This is a genomic window from Paenibacillus cymbidii (assembly GCF_004764705.1).
In the GTDB taxonomy this organism is placed as follows: domain Bacteria; phylum Bacillota; class Bacilli; order Paenibacillales; family NBRC-103111; genus Paenibacillus_AN; species Paenibacillus_AN cymbidii.
In genome coordinates this window covers 310,205-323,280 of sequence record NZ_SHLX01000003.1, presented here as the reverse complement: position 1 = coordinate 323,280, position 13,076 = coordinate 310,205, and the positions used below count along the sequence as shown (strand labels likewise).

The window sequence follows — 13,076 nt, the reverse complement described above, 5'->3', positions numbered from 1 at the left end:
ATAAATCCGTCAAAACAGCGCATTGTCCTTGCTGACGCGGCGGACGAGCAAATTCGAGCCGAGCACCAGAATGAAGCCGACGATCGCCTGGTACAGCCCCGCCGCGGACGACATGCCGATATCGCCCATCGCCAGAAACGTTTGGTACACGTACGTGTCGATGACCTGCGTCGTCGGGTAAATCGCCCCGGCGTTGCGCGTCACCTGGAAGAACAGCCCGAAGTCGGCATAAAAAATGCGGCCGATCTGCAGCAGCGTCATCACGACGATCACCGGCATGATCAGCGGGATCGTAATGCGCGCGATTTGTCTGAACTTCGACGCCCCGTCGATAAGCGCGGCTTCGTAGTATTCGTTGTCGATGCCGATGATCGCCGCCATATAGATGACCGTGTAGTAGCCGATGTTTTTCCAGACGTTGACGATCGGCAGCAGCACCGGCCAATACTTCGGATCGGAATACCATTCGACCGGCTTCCAGCCTAGCGCGGGAAACAGCTTCGTGTTGAAATAGCCGTGCTCCGGGCCGAGAAACGCGTACACCAGGCAGCCGACGACAACCATGGACAGAAAAAAAGGCAGGAACATCGCGCTTTGGTGAAACTTCGACAGCAGCTTGCTGCGCATTTCGTTGAACATGATCGCAAACGCAACGGCAACCACAAGGTTGAGCACAATAAATATCGCGTTGTAGGCGAGCGTATTGCGCGTGATGATCCACGCCTTCTCCGTCGAAAACAAATACTTGAAGTTGTCGAACCCGATCCACGGGCTGTGCAGCATGCCGACGGCGTAGTTGACGTTCTTGAATGCAATCAGCACGCCGGCCATCGGCAAATAATTGTTGATCAGCACGATCGCCGCAGCCGGCAGCAGCATGGCGTAAAGCGCCCAGTATTTGCGGTAGCGTCCGATGACCACTCGTGTCACTCCTTCCGGCCATTGGTTTGGCCTTGTTGCCGATGTCGTGGTTTTATCGTACAACGGACGTGTCCTGCGGCTCTACCAGCGAAATGACCGGATGAACACGATTGTGACCTGTTGCGGCGGGCGACTGCCGGACCGGCGGCTTGCCTGCATATCGGTCTGCAGCCCGAGGCGGGCTTTCCCCGCAGCAGGAAGACAGTGCCGATTCGGCATGTTATGCTAGAACCAATCCAATTCAGCTAAGGAGTGAGCACGGTGCGCATCAATCGCAGCGCGTTTCTCGGACCGATCCTCATATTGCTCGGGGCGTTTATGTTCATCAAAGGGGAAATCGAGTTCGACACGGGAACGATCTTTACGTATTTCTGGCCGACGTTGTTCGTCATACCGGTAGGGGTGTTTTTCCATTGGTTGTACTTTTCGATTCTGCAGCGCAGGGGAGTCGGGGTGCTCGTGCCGGGGGGAGTTATTTTTACCGCGGGAGTCGTGTGCCAAATCTCGATGCTGTTCGATACATGGGACACGATGTGGCCGGGCTTCATGATGGCGGCCGCCGTTGGCCTGTTCGAGCTGTACTGGTTCGGCGGCCGCAACAAGTGGCTGCTGATTCCGATCAACATTTTGACCGTGCTGTCGCTGCTCTTCTTCGTCATCTTTTCGCTTGGTTCGCTGTTCGGCAGCCTGGCGAGCAGTCAGCCGGTCGTGGCGATGATTCTGATCGTCGCCGGCGGGCTGATGATTATGTTCCGCAAAAACGATTCCGGGTAACGGCCGGGAGCAATCGGCCGCCGGGTTATACGTCGCGATACGTTTTGCGGTAGTCGTGCGGGGAAACGCCCGCGACGCGTTTGAACATTTTGGCGAAATGCGAAAAGTGGTCGTAGCCGACCGCTTCGGCGATGCCGCTGATCTTCAGGTTCGATTCCTTGAGCAACCGTTTCGCCAGCTCCATCCGCTGGACGAGCATGTAGTCGGACAGCGACAAACCCGTTTCTTTCTTGAACAGCCGCGACAGATACGCCGGATTGAGGTACACCTCGGCCGCGATCTGCTCGCGGCTGACGTTTGTGTGCAGCCGCTCGCGGATCAGCTGCATCGTGCGGGCGATGACGGCGGATACGTCCTTGCCGCTGCCGCCGATTGCGTCGGCCGCCGCCGCGGCGAAGCGCAACGCCCAGCTGCGCAGCTGCGAAAGCGAACGCGTGGCCGCCGGGAAGTCGTGCAGCTCGGCGGGAATCATGTCGCGCGCGGACAGCCCTTTCTTCAGCGCCAGCTGGCTTGCCGTATGGTGCAGCGCGTAATAAAACGCCTCCAGCGTTTCCGCGCGCACGCCGGTCGTTTGCATCCGGTCGAGCGCCGCGTTTAAACGGACGAGCAGCTCCGCTTTTTTGCCCGCTTCGAGCAGCGGCGTCCAGTCGGCCGCAACCGGCGCCGCCGGCGGGTCGCCCTCCGCCGCGGCGTATTCTCGCAGCAGATGCACTTCGTTCGTCCGGCCGACGTTGCCGCGTTCCATCGCCAGCAGGTCGGCGACGGTTTCGGCGAGCCCGGCGGGCATGCCAGCCGGGCCGATGTAGCACGACAGCCGGCAGCGGAAATAGCGCCGGCAGTCGGCGACAAAGCGCAGACAGCGGCTGCGCAGCTCCGCTTCGCCGGCCGGCGCGTAGACGAGCGCAAGGCTGTAGCCTCCGCGCTCGCTGACGACGCAGCCGGGCCAGTCATCGAGCACAAGCTCGGCGGCCGCCTTGCGCAGCGCGTACTCCATGATGTCCTCATCGCGGGCGCTCAGCTCTTCCTGCCATTCCTCCACGCTTATCAGCACCGGCACTACGGCGCTGTCCGGCGCCAGCGGCATGTCGTACAGCCGGAATAACCGCTGCAGCCGCTCCGGTGCCAGCGGCACGCGGCCGCCGAGCAAATCTTGCCAGAACCGTTCGACGAGCATCGGCAGCTGGCTTTGCCAATGCACCGAATACGTCCGGTACGCCTCCTGAAACTCCAGCAGCTCGCGCCCCTTGGCCAGCTTCTGCAGTGCCTTGGCCGCCACTTCCTTCAGGTGGTCGTGATCGACCGGCTTCAGAACATAGTCGAACCCGCCGAGTTGAATCGCTTGCTGCGCATAGGCGAAATTGGCGTGGCCGGTCAGGAAAATCGTTTCCGTATGCGGCGAATGCTCCAGCACCCAGCGCTGCAGCTCCAGCCCGTTCAGCCCCGGCATCTCGATATCCGAGATCAGCAGGTCGATTCGCTGCGCGGCGAACGCCGCCATCGCTTCCTCCACGTCCATCGCCTCGTAGATGCCGCCGATCGGCAAATCCGTCCAGTCGATGCCGCGGGTTACGCCGTGAACGGCGTACTTCTCGTCGTCAACTACCAGCAGATTGTACATGGCTTGTTTCCTCCTTCTGTTCCTCCGCTTCCATCGGCAGCCGAATGACGACGACGGCGCCGTCCGAACCTCCGGCGAAGCTGACGCCGGCGTCCGCCCCGAACTGCATGCGCAGCCGGCGCATCACGTTCCAGATGCCGAGATGCGTATCGCCCGCCCCGGCCTGCGACTCGTATGCGGCATCGTTGAGTTGCTCCAGCTGCGCCGGTGAGAAGCCGACGCCGTTGTCGCTTATGCGCACCAGCAAACTGCCGGACGGCGGCTCCTGTTCGGTTTCGATGCCTGCTTCGATGGCGATATGGAACACGACGCGGCTTTTGCGGAAGCCGTGAATGACCGCATTTTCCACGAACGGCTGCAAAATGAGCGGCGGCAGCCGGAGACCGCTATACCGTTCCGGCACGTCGATGGCGTACGTCAGCGTATCGGGATAACGCAGTGTCTGAATGTCGAGATAGTTGCGGATATGGCGCAGCTCGTCGCCGAGCGTAATAAGCGGACGGCCGGCTTGCATGATATAACGGAAATAGTCGGCCAGGTGCAGGGACATCTTCTGTACGGTGCGGTATTCCTTCAGCGCCGCCAGGTTGTAGATGATGTTCAGGCTGTTCATGTAAAAGTGCGGATTGATTTGCACCTGCAGCTGCTTCAATTCGGCTTGCTGGGCGTGGAGCTGCTCTTCGTATACGCTGATTTTGAGCTTCTCGATCTGGCCGGCCATATCGTTGAAAGTAGAGACGAGGAAGGCGAATTCAAGCGATCGCTCCTCCTGCAGCCGGACGTCGAAATTGCCCTGGCTGATGCGGCGCATCCCTTTGATCAGCAGCGTCATCGGCTTGAAAAACACCCGCTGCAGGAACGCAAAATACAGCATCACCACAACGATGACCGCAAGCGGGATGAGGTAGATCGTCTTTTGCAGGTAAGGCAGGTTCTGCAGCACGTTGCGTTCGGCAATCAGCAGGACAAAAGCGATCGGTGCGTTCTGCGCCGCTTGCCGGACGACGAGGTAGCTGCGGCCCGTCGCTCGCTCTTCGACCGTTTCGTAGGAACGAACGGGCGGGCGGATGTCGGCGGCCATCGCCTTGTACCGGTCTGCCGCAAACGCCGCGGTTGCGACCGGTGCGCCGTCCTCGCCGGCGATCACGGCGCCGCCGCCTTCGCCCACGTTCCAGGAGCCCAGCGGCTCGACCAGCTTGCGCAGATCGATCACCGCGCCGGCGTACATGCCCGAGGCGGTGTATTCGAAGCGGATCAGCAGGTTTTCCTTCTCCGTGCGCAGCAGGCTCCAGCCGCGCCGCTCGCCGTCCGCTTCGATTTGTTCGAGAAGAAAGCGGCGGATCGTGTTCACCCGGTCATAATAGACGGTGCTGTTGCGGGTCATGATCGGCAGGTCGTCAATCGTGCGCGAGTAAAAAAAGAACGTGTCGATGATGCTGTAATTGCCGATATCGGTCGTAAATCGGTTCAGAATCCGCTGCCGGGCGATCACATAGTCATCGCTGCCAGGCAGGTAGGAGTTGAGCATAATGACGTCGGAATCGGTTTTCATCCGGTACAGATAACTTTCGAATTCGCGCAGCGTGTCGTCGGTCGTGCGCGCGTATTGCGCCAGCAGGTTGCTGTAGTTGCCGGAAATTTTCTCGCGCACGATGTTCATGGCATAGTAGTTGTTGTAGAAGAGGAAAAAAACGAGCGGCACCAGCACGAGCACAAAACCGGCGACGATTTTGTAGCGGACGGAATATTTGCGGTTCATCGGATCGCCTCACCGAAGGAGCCTGGAATTGGAAGTGCTTGCAACCAGTATAACACGAACGACATCGAACGTTTCCCCCCTCTGGGCATATGATGAGTTATCATCGAGCAAAGAGGATTGATGACTATGGGGAAACACATTCCGATTTATGAAGAACAGGACCCGGGCACGGTTGATGCGCTTCTATCCGCAATCGGCCGGGAAGCCGCCGCAATCGAACTGTACAGCCGTCTGGCCGATGCAGCCCCCAATCCAACGCATCGAAACCAGCTGCAACAGATCGCAGACAACAAAAAGCAACATTTCAATCAATTTGTCCACTTGTATTTCACGTTTACGGGGGCATACCCGAACTGCCGGTCAGCGTACACCCCTTTCCGCGATTATGGCGAAGGATTGGATATGGCGCTAGCGGCGGAATGGGACAACTGCCGGGACTATCGTTCCTCCTTCCGCCATGTTCGCCACCCGTTTGTCCGGCACATATTATGGCATGCTGCCGAAACCGAGGCGCCGATCCATGCGCAACGGATTCGCTCGCTGCGTTCGGATGCCGCAACCGATTATGGGCCGCAGCCGTATGTCGCCCATCTCCATCAAGCAGCGAAACAAAACGAGACGTACCGAACCACGATGTGGACCGGCACGTATTTGCAGATGACCGTCATGAGCATCCCCGTCGGAGACGATATCGGCTTGGAAATTCACCCCGAAACGGATCAATTTATCCGTGTGGAGAAAGGGGAAGCCTTCGTGCAAATGGGAGATAGCCGGGATCGGCTGAATTTCGAGGCCACTGCCAAAGAAGGTGATGCCATCCTGGTGCCAGCCGGCAAATGGCACAATGTAACAAACACCGGCCAAACGCCGCTGAAAGTAACGGTGCTTTACGCGCCGCCCCATCACCCTCACGGCACTGTACACAAGACAAAAGCGGAAGCCATGGCCACTGGCACCTAGCGACAACAGCATGTCATGGAAATAGCCCATACATTTTGCTGCTTGCCAATTTTATCGCAATAGGCAATGGAATATGGCTTATTTTTGAAAACAGCTCGGGTGGGGACTGATTGTGCGGGCTGCTACTCCGCCTGCAGCCACAGCGCGCCGAGCCAGGTATCGACGCGATACCAGCCGTTCCACGCCGCGGTCGCCCGCACTTCCTGCGGCGCCAGTGCCGCCAAGGGCCGCCCGTTCCCGTTCGGCGAGCTGTACAGCGTAGTCGTGCGGGTCAGCGACAACGGCCGGTCGACCGGCTCCGGTTCGCCCGCCAGCGCTTCCACGCCGTCGACCCACAGGTCGCCGAGCCACGTGCGAATATGGTACCAGTTGCCGGAACGCTCGAACGCCTGTACCGTTTGCGCGCCGAGCGCGTACGGCGTACGATGAAAGCCGCCGCCGGCGCGGTCGAACAGCGCGGTTTCGCCGGTCAGCGTGATGGCGCCGTCGTACGGTTCTGTCGCCTGCGCCGGCACCCGATCGGCAAAATAAGCGTCGATCCCGGCCGCCATCCCTTCCGCCAGCTTCAGCTGGTAGGCGGGCTCGGACATGCGGCGGTCTTCGTCGGGATTGGACATGAAGCCCATCTCGACAAGCACCGTCGGAACCGTCGCCCAGTTGAACCCGGACAAATCGTCACGTGCCACGGTCCCCCGCGAAGCCGCGTCGGTAGCCGCAATCATGCCGCTCAGCACTTCGGCTGCCGCGGCCTGGCTGTCCGCTTGAATCGCCCGCGTATAGGCGTTTGACGCCGACGGATACAGCACACTGATGCCATGGGCCGCCGCCGATTCCGAGCCGTCGGCATGAATGCGCAGGAACAAGTCCGCCTTCGTTTCGCCCGCCATGTCGGCGCGCTCCTTGTTGCTGATGTCCACGTCGTGCGAATCCCGCGTCATCACGACTTGATAGCCGCGCGCGGCGAGCTTGTCCCGCAGCAGAAGCGACACTTCCAGATTGAGCACGTATTCCGGCTTGCGAGTCGCCACGCCGGTTGTACCCGACGTAACCTTGGGCTTGCGAACCGCGGAACCGGGACCGTCCGGCTCGAGCTCGTTGTTGCCGTATCGCTGGTGACCGGGATCGAGGCAGATCACGATCCCGTTGTCCGGAGCGTCCGGGGACGCCAGCGCCGCGACGTGTGGTGCCGGCATTGCTGCGACGGCGGTTAACGCAAGCAGCGCAGCTGCAATGGAAACGGCGGACGCTTGGAACGCGTGGGTCAACCAACAGCGTATCGTTTTCATCATAGGAGTCATATTCTCCGATTCGTTCATGATTTGGCCTCAACCGCTCCTTGTGCATCCGCAGCCGGTTCGGCAAGGCTTCATCACCAGCATATCGGTTGCAGGGACGGCTGTCCAGCACCGGGGACGGAATTGTTAACCGGACATGCCGGTAAGATTCCGGTATGCCTGGCGCAGCATGCGGTTCTGATTCCAGATGGCCTGCGCGTCGAACCGCGCCCGCTTTCCTTTCGCCGATACTTCCAGCGGATGCTGGAAGGCATGGCGAAGCCGTCTTTTCGTATCCGGAAGCGATGGCTCCGCCCAGCAGGCTCCCCTGTAAATTTCGTCATTCGGGACTCCCAGCATGGGAACAGGCGCCAGTCTATCGATATCGATCAAATAGCTGTTTCTTTCATGCAGAAAATCGAGGTGCGCCGACCAGTTTGTCGTGATGACCGGAATTCCCGACGACATCGCCTCCAGTGCCGGAAGATTCCAGCCTTCCCCCCGCGTTGCGATGACGTAACAGCTGCCCGCCGTATAGAAGGAAGGCATCTCTTCGTACCGGATGTTCCGCGTGACGAACTCCATAGCCGGCGGATTGCTTTTGCGGATTTGCGTCATCGTATCCTGATAGTATTGATGCAGCTTGACGCCATGCGGATCATAATTGCTGCCGTCATATGATTTGATGACCAGAAGGACGGGATCGTCATTCGTAAATTCTTCCAAATAGGCGCGAATGAGAATGTCGTATCCTTTCCGCTCCACCCATTCAAAGTTGGATATGAAAACGAATCGGCCCTTCGTTTGGTGCTGCAAGGCGATCGGCGCCACATTCGGATGAAACCTCGCCGGATCGATGCCGATCGGCACCACCTTTATTTTCTCCGCATGAACCCCGCTGTCGATAAAGCTCGTTCGATTGAACGTGGATGGCACCCACACCTGATCCATTTCATTGCAGCGCTCCACCCAATGGTGCGGCAAACGATTGCATTCGATCATGGTCATGCCGATATTCAGTCTGCCGGGGACATAGCGGAAATTTTGCGCGATTGTCAAGTGCAATACCGGGCCGACGGGCAGCAATTCGTTGCCGCATACGGCGCGCAATCGTTGTTCGACAGCCGGCGGAAGGCCGGAATCCGCTTGACTCCAATCTTTGGGAATGATGCGTATTTCGTGCCCCTGGTCCAGAAAACCCAGAACGAGCGTACGCGCCGCTTCCGCATAGCCGGAGGCATCGAATATTGGGCATATCAAAGACAACTGCATGGTTTCGATCCTCCTCCGGCACGGTTAATGTTTCGCTCTGTCAACAAATGCTTGAATAACGGGAGGATGCGGTTTGCGAAACGGATGGATGATTCTTCCATTAAAAATGTCCTCGGGACTTATGTGCTCCATCGGGTCCGGAATCCCTTCCAGCCGCGCGTAAAAGCTGAATTTTTCGGCGACTTGATGCACGCCTTTGGTATACCCGTAGTGCACATAGTGCAGCCCGGAATCGTGAATGCTGCCGCCGATGCCTTCCAGAGATTCGTGAACGGGATTTTTCCAGCGCAAGCCGTTATGTTTGCGGATCAAAAAGACGCGGTGGTACAGGGCATCGTGGTCGCTTGTATTTTGCATATGCCAATAATCGGGAATCAGGTGATAAAACCAACACGTATACGCATCAACGCCGGGAGCTTGCGTCAAAACTTCCATCCGCGATGCCAGATCCGGGTAGAACACCTCGTCGGCATCCAGCTTCATCACCCATTCGCCCTGCGCATGATCGAGCGCCACATTGCGCAGCATGGCAAAGTCGCCGTAGGCATCGCAAGGAATCACTTTCGCTTTGCGGAACGATCGTGCAATTTCGGCCGTATGGTCCGTAGAACCGTTGTCCACTACAATGATTTCGTCAACCGCGTCATAGATGGATCGAATCGAGTAAGGTAAAAAGGTTTCCTCATTTTTTACAATGTACATGGCAGTGACCGATTGTCTTCCCATCCGCCGCCCCCCTTTTGGCCAAATTCATTCATCCTATACCTTAGGAAAATTGGTTCCCCATTTTTCGTAATAAACCCCCGCGTTGTGCCGGCCCGATTCCAATTCATCCTGGTGTTTGCGGGTGCCCATGGCCGGATGCCAGACGACGCTTCCGCGCGTAATCATCACCCGATAGCCCAATTCGATGATCCGGTTATTGTAATCCCAGTCCTCATAGCCTCCGCATTGAATGAATCTTTCGTCGAACAGCCCCGCTTTTTCGATCACCGCTCTGGGCATGATCCATGGACATGCATTGCCCGGATAGCGCTCGGATTGGTGTTCCCGCATAAATTGTTCCGCCGCATCCGCAAGATCGGGACCGTGCGGATGAAAGCTTTCCGGCGCCAGTTTTCCGATTTGCGGTTCCGCCTCCAGCTCTTGCACCAACCTTGGCAGCCAGCGGGGATAAAAGGTCATATCGTTATGAATCCAGCCGATATACCGTACATCGGGAATGGACAACAAATAGGTCAAGCCTTGATTGATGGCCGTGGAAAGCGAAACGGGCCGCACGTTTTCGATAACGGGATACCCATTCTGCCTGGCGTACTGAACCGTGCCGTCAGTGGAGGCATTGTCCACGATCACCAGCCCAAGCGGCTCGGCCGTCGTTTCCTTCAAACTCGCCAGCGCATTCCGGGTATCTGCCAATTGATTGTAGGTCGTCATCAAAAGACCGATCATGCTCATTCTCCTTCCGCAGCTTCGTCTTATAAAATGTATGAATCCGGCACGCACATGGTTCGGCCATTTGTCCCGTTCCCTGAAGAAGTGTCATCACATACAATGAACGATTCGGAAAGAAAGCGGGTGAGGTTTCGTTGAACATCGGACTGTTCAGCTCGTACGGGATGAAATGCGGCATTGCGGAGTACAGCCTGGAGCTTGGCAGGGCACTGAATCGGATCGGACATTACGTAACGATATTCGGCAACAGGAGAGACACGGTTCGGCCGGATCGCACATTCTGTCTCGCCGACATCGACCCCCGCGATACGATCGAATATGTGCCCTGCTTCAACGCCGGCGCCTGGTGCCGCGACTCGGCATTCGATTTTCCGCTCTTGTTCCGGGAGCTGGAGGCGAGGCGAATCGAGGCCGTCATCGTGCAGTATCAAAACGGGATTTTTCACGATACCGAGCTTCGCCGCCTTCTGGCACACTGCAGCGATCGCCGGATCGAGGTTTTGGTTACGTTGCACGACTCCTGCATCGGTCCCGACTTTCCGTTCGAATGGATCCGGCATTTCGTCAGCCACGCCAACATATCGGATCGCTGCCACCGCCTTCCCTTCGGCGTTCCGAAACGGGTGGAAGAGGACAAGGAGGCGCTCAAACAGCGCTATCAATTGGCGGGGCCGCTGATCGCTACGCTGGGATTGGGACGGACGGATTATTCATTGATCTCTCGGGTCGCAGGCGATATCGGATATCGGTTCATGGCCATCGATCCTGCAAACAGCTGCCGTGTAGACGGCGAACACTTGATTCGCGTGACCCAGTGGCTGACGACGGATGAGCTCACCTCGCGGCTTGCCGCATCCGACGCGATCGTGCTGTGGTACCCGGATACGGATGCCACGGTCCACTCGTCGGCCATTTGCGTGGCGCTGGCTTCCTCCAGGCCCGTCATTGTGAACGATGTTAGCTGGTTCAAGGACATTCCAGGCGATGTGGTGATCAAGGTGCGCAATGAAGAGGAGCTGCGCAGCGTCCTGTCGGACGCAAGCCGGTTGCGCGACAATGCGAAGCAAGCCGATTATGTGCGCGACAATCAATGGGAGCATATCGCCAGCCGATACGCGGCGATCTTGACCTCGGCATAAGCGCGGCGCCGCACGGAGCAAACGAACAGGCTCGTTCGCCGGCGAACGAGCCTGTTCGTTGTCTGACAGAGGAGCATGAGGATTGCTAAATGCACCCGGTTGTAACTCCTTCCGGATTAAGGCCTACCGGAATTGACTGGACCGCCGAATTAGTCAGCACGTCAATCACCGATACGGTGCCGGAGCCGTAATTCGTCACATAGGCAAGGGTGCCGCCGCAGTTGAAGGCGATTCCGACCGGATTGGTTTCAACGGCAATCGAAGCGATCAGCTGATTTGTGGACGTAAGAATAACGTCAACCCGATTCTGATAATAAATCGATACGTAGACGCGTGAGCCGTCCGGCGAAGCTTTTACATCTTCCGGAATCGATCCGTGGCTGACGGAACCGACGACCGTTTCCGCGGCGGCATCGATGATCTGGGTCACAAATCCCCCGTTGATCGCAACATACGCTTTGGATCCGTCCGGCGTAATCGTAATGCCGAGCGGGTTCACGCCGACCGGGATCGTATTGCTTACCGAATTCGTCAGCGTCTGTATGACCGAAACAGTGTTGGACACGTAGTTCGTCACGAATACGCGTCCTCCGTCGGGCGTAATCGCCAGCAGCATCGGATGGGATCCCACATTGACCGTCGTAATGACCGTGTTGGATGCCGTGTCGATGACATAAACATTGTCGCTTCCGGAGCAAGGAACGTACGCGCGGGCTCCGTTCGGCGTAATCGCCATGCCTACAGGATTCAGACCAACCGGGATCGTGGCGATCAGCGTATTCGTAGCCGTGTCGAAAACTTCGACGGCGTCCTGAACATTGGATGCGTATAGGCGGGTACCGTCAGGAGCAAGCGCAGACTTGTTCGGATTGGGCATTGTCGGGATGGTGGCAACTACCGAGCCGGTTCTCCCATTAATAACCGAGATCGTGTTGGAGCCGGCATTGGTGACATAAGCGTTGAATGGCATCGAGTATTCCTCCTTCCTGAAATACTTTGGAGAACGAGCTGCAAGCTCTCTATTAACCTCGCAGCAGGCGTCCTAATCCTATCAAATGCCGAACATATCCGGATGGAAACCGGCAAGTGTGATGCTTCTTTCGACTATTTTCTACCATCGTGAGTTAACGGCGAAGCGCGGCGGCTTCCGGCGTGTGGGATACGATTTCGCGGTCGGTCCCCCATTTGTTGGCATAATAGGTGCGGTTATGCATGGTCGCTTCGAATTCATCGTACTTGGATCGCGTACCGTTCATCGGATGCCAAACGATGCTTCCTTTCGTAATCATGACATCGTAGCCTCTTTGAATCATTCGGTTGTTGTAATCCCAGTCTTCGTAGCCGCCGACACCGATATACCGCTCATCAAACCAGCCGACCTCTTCAAACACTTCCCGCTTCATAATCCACGGGCATGCGTTTCCCGGATAGAAGCTGTGTCTGAACTTGCACATCCACTGCTCCGCAAATACCGCATCGCCAGGTCCACGGTCGTGGTCGTTGACAAAAACGGGAGAAAGCTTGCCGATCGACGGATCCAGCTCCAAATGTTCGATCAACCGCTCCAGCCAACCGGAGAAAAACAGCATGTCGTTATGAATCCACACGAGATAGCGATTTGCCGGATTGGCAAGCAAATGCCGCATTCCCTGATTGATGCGAACCGTACCGTGGGTCGATCGCTCGTTCGCGATCAGCTCGTATCCGCGTCGCATCAAATGGCGTACCGTCTTGTCCGTCGAAGCGTTGTCGACGATGACAAGCCGATAAGGCAGCCGGGTGCAGCGCGCGAAGCTTTCCAGCGTTCGCATCGTGTCCTGCAATTGATTAAACACGGTCAACATGACGCCGATCATACCGCTCCTCCTTCCCATCACCTTGTAGATTATGAACGACGGGAATAG

12 protein-coding genes are annotated in these 13,076 nt (G+C 57.5%); 3 read left to right on the top strand and 9 right to left on the bottom strand.

The features are described from left to right. Positions 1-9: 9 nt before the first annotated feature. A complete protein-coding gene (locus EXY20_RS06680) occupies positions 10-921 on the bottom strand; it encodes an ABC transporter permease (protein WP_328592497.1) in 912 nt (303 codons plus the stop codon). Positions 922-1,188: 267 nt separating this feature from the next. Here EXY20_RS06680 and EXY20_RS06675 point away from each other — a divergent pair, with 267 nt between their 5' ends. Then, positions 1,189-1,695 carry a hypothetical protein gene (locus tag EXY20_RS06675; protein ID WP_407944895.1) on the top strand — a complete coding sequence of 169 codons (507 nt, stop codon included), beginning with the start codon at positions 1,189-1,191 and terminating at the stop codon, positions 1,693-1,695. Positions 1,696-1,720: 25 nt separating this feature from the next. On the opposite strand, the gene EXY20_RS06670 is transcribed toward EXY20_RS06675, so the two are convergent. Continuing rightward, positions 1,721-3,313, bottom strand: coding sequence for a helix-turn-helix domain-containing protein (locus EXY20_RS06670; protein ID WP_135548959.1), 1,593 nt, complete (start codon positions 3,311-3,313; stop codon positions 1,721-1,723). After that, positions 3,291-5,072 (bottom strand): sensor histidine kinase, encoded by a 1,782-nt coding sequence (locus EXY20_RS06665; protein WP_135548957.1) that lies wholly within the window; start codon positions 5,070-5,072, stop codon positions 3,291-3,293. The genes EXY20_RS06670 and EXY20_RS06665 overlap by 23 nt, the downstream gene beginning before the upstream one ends. Positions 5,073-5,198: 126 nt before the next feature. Between EXY20_RS06665 and EXY20_RS06660 the strand changes: the two genes are divergently transcribed. Further along, a complete protein-coding gene (locus EXY20_RS06660) occupies positions 5,199-6,032 on the top strand; it encodes a cupin domain-containing protein (RefSeq protein WP_167859038.1) in 834 nt (277 codons plus the stop codon). A 122-nt stretch (positions 6,033-6,154) separates the two neighbouring features. Here EXY20_RS06660 and EXY20_RS06655 read toward each other — a convergent pair whose 3' ends face one another. From EXY20_RS06655 to EXY20_RS06640, 4 genes are all read right to left on the bottom strand, one after another. Next, the gene (locus tag EXY20_RS06655) at positions 6,155-7,321 is read right to left on the bottom strand and encodes an N-acetylmuramoyl-L-alanine amidase family protein (protein ID WP_167859037.1); all 1,167 of its coding nucleotides are present in this window, start codon (positions 7,319-7,321) and stop codon (positions 6,155-6,157) included. A 132-nt stretch (positions 7,322-7,453) separates the two neighbouring features. Beyond that, positions 7,454-8,578 (bottom strand): glycosyltransferase, encoded by a 1,125-nt coding sequence (locus EXY20_RS06650; protein WP_135548951.1) that lies wholly within the window; start codon positions 8,576-8,578, stop codon positions 7,454-7,456. A gap of 24 nt (positions 8,579-8,602) precedes the next feature. Further along, entirely contained in the window at positions 8,603-9,304 is a 702-nt protein-coding gene (locus EXY20_RS06645; RefSeq protein WP_135548948.1) for a glycosyltransferase family 2 protein, read from the bottom strand. A gap of 33 nt (positions 9,305-9,337) precedes the next feature. Beyond that, positions 9,338-10,030, bottom strand: a complete 693-nt coding sequence (locus EXY20_RS06640) for a glycosyltransferase family 2 protein (RefSeq protein ID WP_167859036.1) — start codon at positions 10,028-10,030, stop codon at positions 9,338-9,340. A gap of 137 nt (positions 10,031-10,167) precedes the next feature. Between EXY20_RS06640 and EXY20_RS06635 the strand changes: the two genes are divergently transcribed. Beyond that, on the top strand, positions 10,168-11,172 hold the full coding sequence (locus EXY20_RS06635; protein WP_135548944.1) for a glycosyltransferase family protein: 1,005 nt from the start codon (positions 10,168-10,170) through the stop codon (positions 11,170-11,172). A gap of 85 nt (positions 11,173-11,257) precedes the next feature. Here the strand turns inward: EXY20_RS06635 and EXY20_RS06630 are convergent, their stop codons facing one another. Both EXY20_RS06630 and EXY20_RS06625 read right to left on the bottom strand, forming a co-directional pair. Beyond that, a complete protein-coding gene (locus EXY20_RS06630; protein ID WP_135548942.1) occupies positions 11,258-12,142 on the bottom strand; it encodes a beta-propeller fold lactonase family protein in 885 nt (294 codons plus the stop codon). 154 nt (positions 12,143-12,296) lie between these two features. After that, positions 12,297-13,028: a glycosyltransferase family 2 protein gene (locus tag EXY20_RS06625; protein WP_167859035.1), complete on the bottom strand. Its 732-nt coding sequence runs from the start codon at positions 13,026-13,028 to the stop codon at positions 12,297-12,299. Positions 13,029-13,076 lie beyond the last annotated feature (48 nt).